This is a genomic window from Enterococcus sp. HY326 (assembly GCF_026157065.1).
Taxonomy (GTDB): domain Bacteria; phylum Bacillota; class Bacilli; order Lactobacillales; family Enterococcaceae; genus HY326.
This window is the reverse complement of record NZ_JANLGQ010000006.1, coordinates 248,263-264,712: the sequence shown is the minus strand read 5'-3', so window position 1 is coordinate 264,712 and position 16,450 is coordinate 248,263. Positions and strand designations below refer to the sequence as shown.

10 protein-coding genes are annotated in these 16,450 nt (G+C 43.1%); 4 read left to right on the top strand and 6 right to left on the bottom strand.

Features of this window, described 5'->3' with window-relative positions:
* Nucleotides 1–318: 318 nt before the first annotated feature.
* Nucleotides 319–4,971, top strand: coding sequence for a hypothetical protein (locus tag ORH16_RS15775; RefSeq protein WP_265459821.1), 4,653 nt, complete (start codon nucleotides 319–321; stop codon nucleotides 4,969–4,971).
* A 98-nt stretch (nucleotides 4,972–5,069) separates the two neighbouring features.
* Here ORH16_RS15775 and ORH16_RS15770 read toward each other — a convergent pair whose 3' ends face one another.
* Nucleotides 5,070–5,606, bottom strand: a complete 537-nt coding sequence (locus ORH16_RS15770; protein ID WP_265459820.1) for a DUF2922 domain-containing protein — start codon at nucleotides 5,604–5,606, stop codon at nucleotides 5,070–5,072.
* A gap of 418 nt (nucleotides 5,607–6,024) precedes the next feature.
* Between ORH16_RS15770 and ORH16_RS15765 the strand changes: the two genes are divergently transcribed.
* Nucleotides 6,025–7,539 (top strand): NlpC/P60 family protein, encoded by a 1,515-nt coding sequence (locus tag ORH16_RS15765; RefSeq protein WP_265459819.1) that lies wholly within the window; start codon nucleotides 6,025–6,027, stop codon nucleotides 7,537–7,539.
* A gap of 153 nt (nucleotides 7,540–7,692) precedes the next feature.
* Here ORH16_RS15765 and ORH16_RS15760 read toward each other — a convergent pair whose 3' ends face one another.
* Nucleotides 7,693–8,187, bottom strand: coding sequence for a VanZ family protein (locus tag ORH16_RS15760; RefSeq protein WP_265459865.1), 495 nt, complete (start codon nucleotides 8,185–8,187; stop codon nucleotides 7,693–7,695).
* A gap of 153 nt (nucleotides 8,188–8,340) precedes the next feature.
* On the opposite strand from ORH16_RS15760, the gene ORH16_RS15755 reads away from it, so the two are divergent.
* Nucleotides 8,341–10,140, top strand: coding sequence for a M3 family oligoendopeptidase (locus ORH16_RS15755; RefSeq protein WP_265459818.1), 1,800 nt, complete (start codon nucleotides 8,341–8,343; stop codon nucleotides 10,138–10,140).
* A 252-nt stretch (nucleotides 10,141–10,392) separates the two neighbouring features.
* Nucleotides 10,393–11,592 (top strand): amidohydrolase family protein, encoded by a 1,200-nt coding sequence (locus tag ORH16_RS15750; protein ID WP_265459817.1) that lies wholly within the window; start codon nucleotides 10,393–10,395, stop codon nucleotides 11,590–11,592.
* A 48-nt stretch (nucleotides 11,593–11,640) separates the two neighbouring features.
* On the opposite strand, the gene ORH16_RS15745 is transcribed toward ORH16_RS15750, so the two are convergent.
* The 4 genes from ORH16_RS15745 to ORH16_RS15730 all read right to left on the bottom strand — a co-directional run bounded on the left by ORH16_RS15745 (nucleotide 11,641) and on the right by ORH16_RS15730 (nucleotide 16,449).
* Nucleotides 11,641–12,858: an anti sigma factor C-terminal domain-containing protein gene (locus tag ORH16_RS15745; protein ID WP_265459815.1), complete on the bottom strand. Its 1,218-nt coding sequence runs from the start codon at nucleotides 12,856–12,858 to the stop codon at nucleotides 11,641–11,643.
* Nucleotides 12,839–13,342 carry an RNA polymerase sigma factor gene (locus tag ORH16_RS15740; RefSeq protein ID WP_265459814.1) on the bottom strand — a complete coding sequence of 168 codons (504 nt, stop codon included), beginning with the start codon at nucleotides 13,340–13,342 and terminating at the stop codon, nucleotides 12,839–12,841. Before ORH16_RS15740 ends, ORH16_RS15745 begins: the two co-directional genes overlap by 20 nt.
* A gap of 246 nt (nucleotides 13,343–13,588) precedes the next feature.
* Nucleotides 13,589–15,037: a sucrose phosphorylase gene (gtfA, locus tag ORH16_RS15735; protein WP_265459813.1), complete on the bottom strand. Its 1,449-nt coding sequence runs from the start codon at nucleotides 15,035–15,037 to the stop codon at nucleotides 13,589–13,591.
* Entirely contained in the window at nucleotides 15,034–16,449 is a 1,416-nt protein-coding gene (locus ORH16_RS15730) for a glycoside hydrolase family 1 protein (protein WP_265459812.1), read from the bottom strand. The genes gtfA and ORH16_RS15730 overlap by 4 nt, the downstream gene beginning before the upstream one ends.
* Between the last annotated feature and the right edge of the window lies 1 nt (nucleotide 16,450).

Genomic DNA, 16,450 nt, shown 5'->3' with positions numbered 1-16,450 from the left:
CGCTGCCTTTTTCTTTTGGCCCACCAATCGACAGAGCGACCTAGTACTAATACTGAGTGTGTTGCTACATAAAACACATGACTAATTCCAAAAAGTGGCTTTAGAAAACCAAGTTTTCATGCCGACTTTTACAATCAAGCTACCCATTGCTTTATCTATCATTAGGACCAGATTGCAGAGAAACAGTATGAACAAGATTATTATGACAGCGCTCTCTTATATAGTTGAAAATGTGGTATTCACCACCTTCTAAATAAGCCAAAAGAAAAGCTCTACTAAAAAGGACGTTGTCAAACTTAAAAAAGGAGCGAACAGGAGATGAAAAAGAATAAATATTTTCGGTTGTTGCTGTACTCAAGTACCGTTTTAATGGGGTTGACGACGCCAGTCAATGTCCTAGCCATCACCACTTCACAAGCGGAACAGAAGGAACAAAAGGAACTAGCTGCTGAGGCCCAAGCGGCAACTGAATTGCCAGCAGCCTATACCGAATACAAAGAGGCATATGATACTTACGAAAAAGCAAAAGCAGCTTATGAAGCAAACAAGTTAGAAGAAAATGAGTTGTATCTAGCTGCGAATGAAGCTAAAACTGAGTATCAGAATCAGCTCGATACACTGAAAGCAGCTGAAGATACTTATACACCACTGAAAAAGGCTTATGAAGAGGCGTTAGCAGCATACAACATTATTCTTGAGAACCAATTTAATCCGGTGAACGCCGAATATCAGAAGGTTTTACCAGAATATATAGCTGCCCGAGAAAAATACGAAGCTTTAGTAGAACCCTACAATCAAGCAAAACAAGCTTTTATTAATCAAGAAGTGCTCTATTTAAATGCCTTAGCTGAGTACAATAAGCTCAAAGATGAGTTGGCAATTGACAGTGAGTTGCAAACTACCTTTACAAATGCCAAGGCAGCCTACGATGCAAAATTAGCTGAATATAATGCAGCTAAATTTGCCTATGAGAATGATCAGAAAAACTACGATGACTTGGTGCTGCAATACACCAATCTATTAGCCGACTATGAGAAAAAGCAAACTATTTACAACGAAGACTTGACTGGCTATAACAGTAAAAAAGCCGAATTTGAGAGCTCATTGTCCGATTATAATGCAGCTTTAGTAACTTTGAGTGGATTGAACACTGAGGTTGATCGTCTATCGCAAATTTATACGGAGAGTTTAGCTATTTACACGCCGCTTCAAGAAAAATATGAAGCCCAATATGCCGAATTGGCAGCGCTGAAGTCAAAATATTTTGAACAATTACGTGCTTACGAAGGTGAATTGGCAACTTTAGAAAGCCAGATTGCTAAACATAATCTGCAGGTTACCGAATATAATCAGTTGCGGGATACTTATCTAGCTGCCAAAGAAGCTTATGAAACGACGGTGGCGACTTACAAAGAAACCACCACTAAGCTGAATGAGCTTTTACCAACCTATGAAGCCAAAGCGGCAGAGTATCAAGCAGCTGTCCTCGTTTATAAACAGGAAACTGAAGCCTATAACTTAGCAAAAAGCACCTACGATGAAAATAAACGTAGCTACGAAAGCCAGTTGACTGCACTTGAAGGAGAACTAGCCACCTATGCGGCTAATCGAGATAGCGCCCAAAAAGTGATGGACCAATATGCTGAAGGCAGTGTCGAGTACGCAACAGCTTACCAAACCTACAGTGAAAATGTCGCCTTATACAATCAGACAATGGAAAAATACCAGCCGGTTAAAACCGCTTATGATCAACTGCTGACTGAGTTTAAGACGACGCAAAGTAATTACGACGCAGTAAAAACCGCCTTCAGCACTCTAGAAAGCAACTATCAAAGTCTGAAAACAGAATATGATGAGTTGAATGAGCAGAAGCTTTATGCTGAGTCAACCTATGAAACATTGGAAAAAAATTATCAAGCAGCTGCCGACCAATACACCACTGTCAAAGCAGAGCATGAGCGGTTGTTAGCGGAAGTCGAACTCTTGACTTCTAAAAAAGAACAGGTTGAAGATCTGTACCTAGATTTACTGATTGCCTTTGAGGAAGTTGATGCGCAAATCCCTAAAAATGATGCCGAATATCAAGCAGTCACTGCCGCCTATCAGCAGGCGAAAGCCGATTATGCAGCAGCTCTGGCTGCCTACAATATCGCCAAGGCACAAGCCGATGAATTGAATATCAAAAAGACGGCTTTGGCAGCTGACTTGACGAATTTAGAGGGCACTTATAATCAGTTGATCACAGACTTAGGGGTCCTAAATAATCAATTGCAAACTGTTCGCTCGGAAAAAACTGCCCTTGAGACTAAATTAAAACGGCATTCAGAAACTTTTACAGTTGTTTCCGCACAGTTTGAGGAAGTCAAAGAACTCCTCAAAGTTGCCCAAGATGCTCGAGATGCCATAACTGAGCAGGCGGAAATCGCCGGAGCTGATCTTGCTAAGGTCCAAGGTCTTTATGAATCCTTAAAGACCCAGCATAGCAACTTGAAAAATCAATTTGATGCTGCAGACGGGGAATATGACAAAGCCTTTGCACTCTATGATTCGCTTGATCAACAAAGAACAACGTTAGTTGGCTTATTAGCAACATTGACTACTGAGTTTAACAAGACAGATGGCATCAAAGAGCGCTTTGAAAAAGCGGCTGCGCAATACACCATAATCGAAGAGGATTTCGAAAATGCCGGATTGCTGCACGAGGCAGCTCTCCAAGCGATTGACAAGTATAAAAACGACCCTGACGTAACTGCTATCAAGGCTGCCTTTACCGCTGCTAAAGAAAAATACGATGCTGTTAAAGCTTTAGAACCAGCTGCGGAAACAGCAGCAACTGAGTACAATGCTCAACGGCAAACGATGGCAGAGTATCTAACAGTCAAAGCAGCCTTTGATAAAGCGAAGGCAGCCCATAACACTATTCAAGAAGATGCTCTTGCACCTTTAGCTGAGTTAATCGCACGCTATCCGATTAAAGAAGGAGCTGTCTTGACATCCGGAACAGTTAATGAGGCTGACGCTAAAAAATATACTGCATTAGCTGGAGAAATAGAAGATTGGTGGAAGGAGTATACAGCTCAGGTCGTTACTAGTAAGGTTATCTTTGAAGCCAATATTGGTAGTATTTCAGACTATACAGCAGCTCTTAATAATTACAAAGAAAGTGGCGTAGCAAACTCAGCAACTACTAGCTTCAACGCTAGCAAGTTTATTGAAGATGCCACTGCCCTCTTTGATAAAGCTGAGACCTATAACGCTGACACTAATCCAGATCGCAATGTTGTCAATCTAAAAGCTTATCAGCAAGTCTATGAACTGTATGTGGATTTATTAGATGAGTATAATAATTGGTATCTATTGGATGTGCATGGGAACCTTGATGGCGGACCATCTTATGATGTGGATTATACAGAATGGAGAGCTTACATTAGTGCTATATTTATTAAGTTTGATGAGAATAAAAAGGAATTGCCGTTAGATTTTTCACTTGTCGGGGATGAGTATGCAACCATTACAAGCTTTGAACAATTCAAAGATATGTTAAAGACATATGTAGCCTATCCTGCTACACAAAAGGACAGAATCAACGAGTGGGCAACGCATATGACTAGCGTTAGGGGTGAATGGATAGAGAAAAAAACTGAATTTTACAGTGAGTTGAAGCCAATACTAGATAATTGTGATCTTCAAGTCCGTCCTGAGTCAGGTACTTGGACTTTTTGGCAAACTTCAGCTGGTTCTGTCTTTGCAAGAGCCAATGAATTTTTATCTGCTTTTGAAGAATATACTGCAAGTAATGCAGAGGAAATACAAAGAGCCTTCTGGATTGGGCTAAAGGGTGATGGCAAGTGGATTTCAGGAGCTGGTTACACAGATGGGGATGGTGATCCATTTGAATGGATGAAAGCGAATAATTGGACCCTTAATGATATCCTCGGGGAGGGAGTATATGAAGCAAAACAATACCAACCTATAGAGCGTTTCGATTCTGTCCCTGAAGCGAACTTAACACCTGACTTTCCTTTGGACCCCTTTGGTTTAGCAGCGCCTAAAGCAGTGATTCCAGAACCAGAACTGCCAGACGAGCTAACGGTATCTACGTTGGCCCCAATTGAAATGACGGAGCTGGATATCTCCCTTAGTGAACCTGAGATGACCGCAACAGGTGTGACGGCAACCACCTTGCCAACTATTGAAGACTTACCAACATTAACAACAATCAGCTTTGTTGGGATTACGACTGAAGAGGCGACGTCGATTACGGTGGATCTGCCTAGCTTAGATGTCACCACTGGCGTGACGGAATACACACCAGAACTTAGCGACCCGACCGAAAACACGACGCCAGCAAAACCTGAGGGAGTTATCACCGATGTACCAGAACCTGTCAAACCGACACCAGAATTCACGGAATCGCCGGCCTTTGAAGGCGTCGAAAAACCGGAATTTGACCCGACGCCGATTGATACACCTGAGGACCCTGGCGAGGGCGTGATTAAAGAGGAAGAAGAAGAAATTATTATCACCGAGCCGCAGGAACCTGAGGAAATCGAAACCGTCGAACCAGTCGAGCCAGAACCAATACCAGAGGTTGACCCACCGGTATTGGAGCCAGAAAATCCTAATGGACCGGAGGAACCAGAAGACCCTCAAAATCCTGGCAATCCGACAAATCCAGGTAATCCAACCAATGTCAATTCGGGTGTCGGCGATGCCAACACCAATCGGACACCAGGCTCAGGCGGTACGATTACCATTAACTTCAGTGGCAATCGAACGGCCAATAGGCTTGCCAACACATCAGGGCTGCCAAATACCGGCAGCAGTAACAATCAGCTTTTACCGCAGACTTCAGAAGTCAATCCAGCTTGGTACCAACGCCTTGGTGCCAGCATGCTAGGTCTGTTGGGCGTGGTGGGCATTGGCCGCCGCAAACGCAGAAAAGCCGAGAAAAATAAAGAATCTAAATAACCATCTTATCAGCCAAGCACCGCTGCTTGGCTGTTTTTGTGCAGCTTAAAAAAGCCTTATCAGGGTTTTGATAAAATTATTTCAGGGCTTTGCCGTGTCTAAGGAGCTCTTGCTAAATACGCCTTTGGACGAGGGGCGGCCTTGTGATTTCCAGCAGAAAGGAGCAGGCAGCACTGCTCCCCAAACAGACCAAGCTGTTTTTTGAAAAACGGCTGAGTATAGTTGGCTTTTAGTTTAGTCGGAAATTTAACTGCTTGCGGCTGACTTGGTTTGACCGCTAATTGATCTTCGCAACAACCGTTTTTTGGCTCTAACTCAGCCTCCGACGACGGGCTAATTTTCTCAGCTGACAGAGGCTCTGGCGACTTTTTCAAAAGTCGCTGGCGCATTTTCTGTTTTGCGGCATGACGGGGATTAAAATCATCAAATAGCGGTGTAATCCGCTTTTCAACATATTTCGCCCCGATAATTTCCGTGTACAGCTGCACGCCGTTGCGGACAAAAAGCTTTAAGGCGATGATTTCACTCATCGCCCAGCGGACAAGCGCTGGACTTAAGTTTTGGTGGCAATGGTGAATAATTAGTGTTTTGCGGCTACCGTCTGCATTTCTAAAAATTAAATGTAATTTTCGCATGGTGTCTCCCCCTTTTTTCTCTTCATAATATACACAACCTGAGCCGGCCAAAAATCAACACCCCCAGGAAAAAAATTTTTTTCCGTCAAGTCCGAAATCTGCTGACCCATTGTCAAAAATGGGCAGCCAACTATTTTTTAATCTTTGTGTTTAAAAAAATGGATTCCCACAGTAAAAATTATTTTTCTACTTTCTATTTGAAGCGATGTTCAAAAAATAAATAGTAAGCGGAAAACCTGAGAATTCAATTTCAGCTGCATTTCAGAGTTTAAAAGACTTATCATTTCGCAATTGTGCAGCATTTTTCAAAGCGGCCAGACCTGAAAAAAATAAATTTTTCAGCCTGCGTTAAATAAATCCGTATACAATGAAGGTGATTTCTTTACGGTTTTATTTACCATGAAACGGAGGGAGAAAAATGAAAAAAGGTCAGCCCTTGTATAAGTCCCGCTTGCTTTTAAGTTCCTGTTTGCTAGTGCCTGTCCTATCTGCTGCACTATGGAGTGGTCAAATCGCCCAAGCCGCCGATGCCGACGCTACCTTTGACCAGAGCGGACCAAAAACTGCACCCGTCACACCAGAAGCTAGTCCGCCCCCTGAACAAACACCCGAACAGCCGCCAGAAACAACTGTCCCAGAACCATTGCCGGAACCGACGCCGTCCCCCTCACCAGAATCGCCAGCAGAACCTCCCAGTGAGAATTCCAGTGAAACGCCTGGCGAATCACCAGCGGAGGTTCCCGCCGAAAGTTCGCCGCCAACTACCAATCCCGCAGAACCCGCTGCCCCGGCCCCCTCGGATACCGCCAATTCACAAGCGGCAGCCGAAAAGCCCCAGACACCAGCGCCGCCGCTAACTATCAACTTGACGACGGATGTCACTGCCGCCCAGCAAGCATTGCGGGAGGTCGCCTTAGCCCAAGTTGGCAAGCCCTACGTTTTAGGTGCCTATGGTCCTGACAGTTTTGACTGCGGTGGCTTGGTGAAATACAGCTACCAGCAGGCCTTGAACATTGATTTACCGATGGGCACTACCAATCAAGAGCGCTATGGTGAAGAGGTTAGTTTCGAGACTTTACAAGTCGGCGATTTATTATTTTACGGAGAACGGGGCGCCGCTTATCACGTCGCCTTGTATCTTGGCGACCAGCAGATGATTTACGCACCGCAGCCGGGAGAAACCGTTAAAGTCACACCGGTCAACTATTATCCACCTAGCTTTGCCAAGCGGATTTTACCCACCACTTCATCCATTCAAACAGAATTAGCACTTATTGGGGATTGGCAAGGCACGGGTGTTGATAGTCTAGGCGTCAAAAAAGCGACCAGCTACTTTCTCAACTATACGCTGACTGATGACCAAATTGATTGGCAGTTTGACTATGGTCTGTCTGAAGATCAGGTGCTAGTTGGCGATTGGAATGGGGATGGACAAGATACGCTGGCCTTGAAGCGAGACAATCGTTTCTATTTTGACAATGATTTGACTGATGACCTGATTGACATTGAACTAGCCTATGGCAATCTTGAAGACACGGCGATTACCGGTGATTGGGACGGTGACGGCATTGATACAATTGCCGTTAGGCGGGGAAATATCTTCTATTTTACGAATAATTTTGAAGCCACCACAGCGGAATTTACCTTTGCTTTTGGTCACGATGATGACGAGCTTTTAGTCGGTGACTGGGATGGGGATGGCAAAGATAGCGTGGCGGTTAAACGGGGAAATGTATATTATTTTACTAATTCGCTTGAGACGGAGGAACAGACTTTTTCTGTAACCTTTGGTGCTGCTGAGGACGTTGGTTTAGCCGGCGATTGGGATGGCGACGGCCAGGACAGCATTGCCGTCAAGCAAGGTAGCGACTACTATTTCTGCAATGATCTCACCAAGCCAATCGCAGAATTTTCGTTGCATTTTAATCCGTAGAAGAGCTAGATAAAAAAATTTCAACTTCAATCTATTTAAACTATCAAAAATTTCAAGCTAGTATTTTAGTTTTGCAACTCTGACTTCGAACAAAAAACTAAAACAAAACCCGACAAAAATTCTCTTTTGCCGGGTCTTGTTAGTTGTTCTTAGCTATCTTCTTTTCCGCTTTGTGACTATCAGCCCGACTAAAAAGGTCAGCACAATCGCTGTCGCCGCCCCCACTGAATCCAGCATCACATCTTGGAATAACGGCGTGCGGCCGCCGGTCAACATCTGATGAAATTCATCTGTCGCCGCATAGCCGGTGGCCGACAGCCAAGCTAGAATCATCGGTAAAGCGGTCAGCTTGGTTTTATTGCGGGTGCCTAAAAATAAACCCCAGCCCATTACAAAATACGTGCCAAAATGGGCGCCTTTGCGAATGAAAAATTCGACAAATTTAAAATAGCCTGAGGCGGCAATGCTGACCTCTGAACCGCCGTAGACAAAGGAGATGTCACTAAGTTGGTCCTTGAAGGGTTCATTTTTCAAGAGGCTTTGTAAGAGGCCGATTTGTGATTGCTCCTCATAGGTTTGCGATGAGCTGATAAATAAAATAAGCATGATAAGAGCGGCCACGGCTAAATAAAAATTGCCGTTTTTCATGGATTTGCTGATTGATTTCTTCAAAAATTTCGCTACTTTCTATTAAAAATATCTCTGCCTTCTATCTTACCACGCCAAATTTGAATGCCAAGCCTTACAGCAGAAAAAAACTTTGCTATACTTAGGAAAGTATGAAGAAAGGTTGGTACACGCATGACATATTCAATGAAATGGGATTTAGACAGTATTTTCACCGGCGGCAGCAGCTCGCAAGGCTTACAGGAGCGGATGACCTTATTAAAACAGCAGGCCAAAGATTTCTATGACTTGGTTGACCGCTATCAAGGGAGCGATGCCCCAGAAAAGCTCGTCGAAGTTGTGACGACTTTAGGCATCGTCACCAATGGCTTTAGCCAATGCAATAGCTTTATCACCGCTTTAAACTCAGCGGACGTCACCGACGCCAAAGCCAAGGTTTTAGCCGGCGATTTATTTGCCCTTTTGCCGACAATCCGTTTGGCTGAAACATTATTTTCTAAAAAATTAGCGGAAATTTCCGATACCGCTTGGCAGGAATTAGCTGCTGACAGCCAAATTGCCCCGTTGGCTTTTCGCTTAGGTGAAATCCGCCGCGACGGCCAACGCCTCTTGAGCAGCGAAGCCGAAAACATTATCCAAGTGCTTGCTTTAGACGGCTTGAATGCTTGGAGCTCGCATTATGATACGATTGTTGCCACGATTCAAATTCCTTTTACAGAGGATGGTAGTGAAAAACTGTTGTCAGCCGGTCAAGCCTTCAACACAATGATGGGGGACGCCGACGCCGCTGTGCGCCAAGAATTATTTACAAAATGGGAAGCAGCTTGGCGGGAAAAAGGCAGCATTTTAGCCGATACCTTAAACCATTTAGACGGCTTCCGCCTCTCCACTTATAAGCTCCACGGGGAAGACGACTTTTTACAGGAGCCGTTGGAGTACAACCGTCTCAAAAAAGAAACCTTGGATGTGATGTGGTCGACCATCGCCAAAAACAAACAAGGCGTGATGGACTTTTTGACCCGCAAAGCCCAATTGTTCGGCAAAGAAAAACTTGATTGGCAGGACCAAGATGCACCGATTATCTTAGGGGATTTAACTGAAAAAACCTATTCCTTTGATGCGGCCGCCGACTTTATTTTAGAACATTTCCAAAGCTTTAGCCCGAAAATGGCGACCTTTGCCCAATCGGCCTTTGAAAAATCTTGGATTGAAGCGGAAAACCGCCCCGGCAAACGTCCCGGCGGCTACTGTGAAGGCTTCCCAGAATCCGAAGAATCACGGATTTTCATGACCTATGGCGAATCTGTCAATGAAGTAGCCACCTTAGCCCATGAACTAGGCCACGCCTTCCACAGCAGTTTACTATGGGATTTACCAGTTATCAATCAGGAATATGCTATGAACGTGGCGGAAACCGCCAGCACCTTTGCGGAATTAATTGTTGCCGATGCAACCCTGAAGGAAGCTAAAACCATCGAAGAAAAAATCAATTTATTAGATACCAAATTGCAAAACGCTGTGGCGATGTTTATGAATATCCACGCCCGCTTTATTTTTGAAACTAATTTCTACGAAGCCCGCCAAAAAGGTTTAGTTTCAGAGGCAGAAATTGCCGACATGATGCTGGCGGCACAAAAGGAAAGCTATCTCGATCAATTGGGCAGCTACCACCCTTATTTCTGGGCAGCAAAACTGCATTTCTTTATTGACGATGTTCCCTTTTACAATTTCCCATATACCTTTGGTTATCTTTTCAGCATGGGCATTTACGCCTACGCCAACCAGCACCAAGGAAATTTTGAGGACCAATATATCGCATTACTGCGGGACACTGCCGTGATGACCTCAGAAGATTTGGCCCAAAAACATTTGCAGGTTGACCTGACTAAACCCGACTTCTGGCAGGCCGGTATTGATATGGTCATGAAGGATATCCAACAGTTTATGGACTTAACGGAGAGTTATGTGAAATAGAAACCTTTTTCAGATACAAGATTTACCTATTAAAGATTGATTAACATTAAGCTTAAACCCTATTCCGAATTTCAACCGAACTAGGCCGCCCTGATAACGACTTTAGGTGCGGCCTGTTTTAAACATCCAACCAATTATTTTGAAAAAAGCCTTTGCTACTTTATTTCGATATTTTGATTCATTCTTTAAATCTGATTTTCCAAACAATCCATTCCCGTAGCATGCTTGGCTCTTAAACGAAAGAGGTGCACTATGACAACAAAATGGCTTTACAACGTAAAAATTGAAACAGATTACCTACGAGCAGCGGGCATTACCTCTGGCACAGCGACTAAAAATGTCGATGTCAGGCTGGTGGATGGTGTCGTGGCCGAAGTTCGTCCTCAGCAACATGTTGAACGAGCCAAAGAAGATTTTGACGGCCGCGGATTATTATTGCTGCCGGCGATTCGTGAGATGCATTGTCATTTTGATAAAAGCAAGCTTGGGCTGCCTTGGGAACCGATTAAGCCGGCTGCCTCAATTGTTGAGCGCTTTACTCAGGAAATAAAAGACTTAACAGCGGTCAACGCCACATTTGAAGACCGAATGAGCCGCTTGATTGAGCTGGAATTGGCTAATGGCACCACTTTTTTCCGTTCCCACATTGATGTTCATCCGAAAATTGGGCAAAAATTTTTAGAACAGGCACAGGCTGTCTTGGCCAAGTATCAGGGAATATTTGGCTACGAGCTAGTCGCCTTTCCTCAGCATGGCTTGTTACTATCTGAAGCCTATGACGAGATGAAACGCGCCTTGGCAAATGGCGCCACCCTCGTTGGCGGTGTTGACCCTTTTTCCTTAGATGGTAATTTAGAAAAATCATTGCAGCAAACCTTTGATTTGGCAACGCAGTTTAACGTGCCGATTGACATTCATCTCCATGAGCGAGGGGATGCTGCTCGCCAAACTTATCAAAAAATGATGGCGTTAACCGCTGATGCCGGTTGGCAAAACCGCGTCACCATCAGTCATGGCTATGGTCTGCAGGATTTTTCTGAAGTGGAAAGTCAAGAAATTTTTCACGGTTTGGCTGAGCAAGGCATTTCATTGATTTCCAGCGTGCCATTAGATAGTGTTAGACCACCGTTGGAAGAGATTCGTCAAGCAGGCGTTCAGCTTGCATTGGGGTGTGATAATATTGACGATTCTTGGTCGCCTTTTGGAGATGGCAGCGTCTTAGAAAAACTGAATCGTTACGCAGAAATTTACCAACTCACCACGCAGGAAGCATTGACTGAGGCTTTAAGTCTTATCACCGGACAAACCACAATGGGACCCGACAATTTTCTAACCAGCGGCAAGCCAGCTAATTTTATTTTGACTGACAGCAGCTGTTCTGCTGAATTTGTTGCCCGTAAAACGCCGGTGGAAACGAGTTTTTATCAGGGAGAGATTTGTTTTCAAAAATAATCAAAAACGAATCAGTTACTTGGCTTTGCTAGTAACTGATTCGTTTTTTTATGAATTCACAAAACTCTGACTATACAGCTCTGTCCCCAAAATCTGCGTGTCCAACACCTGATCTGCCCCCACGATTTCCCGATAGCGTTCCGTGGTTGCCGAAAAATAAACACCGGTTATTTTTACATCATTTTCCTCGATATAATCCAGGGCCTGCTGCAAGTATTCAGCAGACAATGGTGTTGCCTTATTTTGCATTTTTAATAGCTCATGATTGTCTAAAAGATATTGTAAGCAGGATGTAAAATGCTCTTTGAAGTCTTGTCGCAAATTAACGTCTGTCGCTCCGGCCTCAGTGCTTGGCAATAGATGGGGATATTGACCGTTTAAATCCGTGAGATAAGAACTGCTAGTGCCAATATAATTGGCTGCAAAATCAAAGGTCGCAAACCAGTTGAAGCCCAGCTGTAGCCCTTCGCTATCGCCAATATCCACGCTAAACCAGTTCACTCGATAATCGCTGTCACTGAAAAAACTTTCTGTCCCAAAAAACTCTTGAACCTCACCAAGTCCTAGTGGCGTAGCAAAAGTTAGTCCGCCGGCGATTTCGCTAGTCGCCGGTAACGCTGTAAGTTTTTCGAGAGTTTGTTCCTTGTTGGCAAGAAATAATTGCCGACTCTCTTCGCTTAACTCACTGGTTCTGCCAATTAGACTGCTGGCTGCTGGCAAGGTGCCACTCGTTTCCCCAACCTTCCCCCGCACAATTTCATAAGTTTCTTGATTACCAGAAAGGGGAACAGCTGGCAGATTGCTCTGATACGTTTTGGTGATGATATATTTCCCGATGCCATCCTGCTGAGAACCAAGCGCAGATAAGTGATACAAAGGACTCGTCACCTCTGTCTGAATTGCGGCCACAATATTATAAGGAACGACTTCTTCATGAACTACTTTTTCTGTTGGATTGAAATAGAAAAAATTGGCCAATGGAAAAAGCAGCCACTGCAAAACCGCAAAAACAACCAGTAAAATCCCAGCTACGCCTAATCCTAATCGTAAAAATTTACGATTGAATTGGTGTTTCAATTTTTTTGAATCGACCGTTTCTGCCTCAGTCGAATTCGGCAGTTCAAAGACTTCGCTGTCTTCCTGCTCCAATAAAACCTCCTGCAGGGCAGCAAATTCTTTTAAGCGTTCCTCCACATAGTTTTTCTCCGCAGCAGTAGCTTCCCCCCGCTGATATTTTTCCAATAAATCAGTTAACTTTTCCGTCATCTGTTAACACTCCCTTCAATTTGTGGCGGCTGCGATGGAGCATCACTCGCACCTGCCCTGGCTTTAAGCCCAAGTATTGGGCAATATCGGCTGTTGACCAATGTAAAAAATAAAAGAGCAAAATAATCTCACTTTGAGGTGGTTTTAAATCGTTGATTGCCTGATAGAGCTGCTGATAGTTTTCCTTTTGAAGCAACTGCTCATCTGCTGACTGAAAAAGTGGCGACTTTGCTTCTATCGCCTTTTCTAACGGCAGCAGCTGCCAGCGACGACTTTTCCGTGTCATATCAATAAACCGATGCTTGACGACTGCAAAGAGCCAAAATTTCAAATTTTCGGGCAGCACTTCCTGCAGCGCCAACTGAAAAAAAGCATCACTGACTAGCTCCTCGGCCCCGTAATTATCTTTAGTAAAGGAGCGGGCATATAAAAATAGTTCCTTGGCATACAACTGATACAACAATTCCAATTGTGAACTTTCCATCCCCACTCCCCCTTCGCTTTATATACGTTTGACATTGGAAAATGTTACAGCTTTATAGAAATTTTTTTAATTTTATTATAGCAAGGGTGACTTACTTCAAAAACGTTAAATTTCCTGTTGACTTGTTTCTCCATTTGAAATTCTTCTCTAATCAAAACCACAATAGAAATTGTTTTTTCTTCCACACCAAAAAGCAGTTAGAAAATGGCGGTTCAGCCCGTTTTCTAACTGCTAACATTTTTATTACTAATCAGCTAACAAAATTTCGACATCATTTTTAAAAATTTGGAACTGCTTCAAGGCTAAATCAGCCTCCAAGACAACTTGCTCCGTGCCAGATTGATTGCTACGGATTATTTTTACTTCCGAGCTACTCGGCGTACTGATAGAAATGGTCCCATTCAAATCAAAAGCAGCTTCTTGATTGCGAAAACGTAGCAACGCAAATAGCTTTTTGACAACTGGGCGTTGGACCTCCGCAGAAATTTCATCAAGGGAATAATAATGACGATTAATATTACGACCTTCTTTGGTAGCCTCTAACAATTCAATATCGTTTTCCCCAGCTAGAAGTCCCACATAGTATATTTGGGGAATTCCAGGAGCAAAGCATTGAATCGCTCGAGCTAACAGGTAGCTGGCATCATCGTTACCTAGAGCGCTGTAATAGGTGCTGTTGATTTGGTAAATATCCAAATTATTATAATTTTCCGATGAATAAATTTTCTTAACGTTGGCGCCGACTTCATACAAACGCTCTGAGGTATAATCTAGCTCTGATTGGCTCAATAAATCACGAGCATCCACTACACCGATACCGTCGTGGGTATCTAGTGTAGTAAATTGTTTCATCGGACTCTGTTCCAACCAAGCAGCGAGTCGCTCACTTCTTCCACTATATAAGGAATACAGCACCAGCATTGGTAAGGCAAAATCATAGATATAATAATCATGGTCGGCAATCTTATGTTGAATCGTATAGTGTTCATGAATTTCTGGTAAAAGCTCGATTTGATATTGTTGCGCTAAATCCGCCACAAAATCCAATAGTTCCCAAATCTCTGGTTCGACAAAAAAGTCGTTGGTATCTAGTTTCTTGATGGCATAAGCAAAAGCATCTAGTCGAATCAATGAGCAGCCGTGGCTAGCCATATCAGCAATCGTTTCTCTAATAAATGCTTTAGTAACTTTTGTTGTCACATCTAAATCAATTTGGTCTTCTCCAAATGTATTCCATACTTCCTCTTGTTGACCATCGGCAAAATCAACCATTTGAAAAGGCGCTTTGTCTTTCCGCTTATAAATCAAATCAATGTCTTCTTGAGTCGGTCGCCCGCTTGGAAAAAAATCATTGACTCGAATAAACATGTCTTTATACATAGACGCTAAATGTTTTTGCTTGAAGTCTTGAAAAAAACTCGATTGGCGTGAAATATGATTGACCATAAAATCAAACATTAGATAATAATCATTAGCCAATGCTTCAACATCTTGCCACGTTCCAAAGGTTGCTTCAACTTTGGAATAATCACTAGGTGAAAAGCCGCGATCACCGGAAGATGGGAAGAAGGGCAGCAGATGAATACCGCCAATCACACCAGCTAAATATTTACGAGTGACAGAGGAGAGGTCCTGTAAATTTTCACCCAAGCTGTCTGCATAAGTAATCAGCATCACTTCATTTTTAATTTTCATGATAAATTTTCTCCGTCAGTGGCGATGACTTGCTGGTACCAGGCAAAGCTATCCTTCTTGTAGCGTTTCAATTCCTTTAAGTCAAACTCATCCCGATCAACATAGATAAAACCATAGCGCTTTTTAACCCCTGAATGAGTGCTGACTAAATCAATTGCTGACCAAGGACAAAAGCCAAATACTTCAACACCATCAGATAAAGCTAGCTTCATTTCAGCAATTTCATCTTTTAAATAATCAATCCGATATTGATCATGGACTTGGTGATCGGCTGTTAGTTCGTCAAATTCCCCTAAGCCATTTTCGGTGATAATAATTGGCAAACCATAACGCTCATAAACACTGCGTAAAGTTGCTCGGAAGCCAACTGGATCCACTTCCCAATTAAAATTAGTTCGTTCTAAAAATTGATTGTAAACAGCTTTGTAAACACCTTTTTCTCCCAATTCAATCTGTTGGTCGCCATCTTCAGGACCAACTACTGCGTCTGAAAACGAACTATGGGCTGCTGTTGACGTATTATAGTAATTGAATGCGATGAAATCCGGTTTCCCCGCTTTGAAGACGTCTAAATCTTCTTCAGTAATTTCTGGAGCGTAGCCTCGGTCCTTCAGATAGGCCAAAGCAATTGGATTGTAGCGACCATAAACGGCCACATCTAAATAGAGCCAGTTGCGAATAGCATTCAAATTTTGAGCAGCAATAAAATCTCTTGGATCAGCGCTCTCTGGATAAACTTCAGAAATATTGGGTGCCGGACCGATTTTAGCCTGCGGACATAAATCATGACACATTTTCATCACTTTCGCTTGCGCCAAAAGCATATAGTGATTTTGTTGGTAAAGGTCTTGCTTCACATTGCTGACTTTTTCATTAACCGTTCCAATTGCTGCACCATGTAAAATCATCATGTTTTGTTCGTTAATTGTCAGCCAATAGTTAACCTTATGGCCGAGGTTTTCAAATAAAACTCGTGCATACTCAATAAAAGCTTCCGAAGTTTCTGGATTGCTCCAACCACCTTTTTGATTCAGTGCATCTGGCAAATCAAAATGATACATGGTTACGATAGGTTCGATTTCATACTTGATACATTCATCAATTAAGTTTGAATAAAATTCAATTCCCTTTTGATTAACTTCACCAACTCCATTAGGAATAATACGAGTCCAAGCAACTGAAAACCGATAAGCCTTAAAGCCCATTTCAGCAAACAAGGCAATATCTTCTTTATAGCGATGATAATGATCGCTGGCAACTTTAAAATCAGACGTGCCTGGAGTAACAGCTTTGGTATCTTGCACAGATAGCCCTTTGCCATCCTCGTTATAAGCACCTTCTACTTGATAGGCAGAAGTTGAACCGCCCCATAAAAAATCTTTAGGAAAGCCTGCATAGTTATGATATTCCATG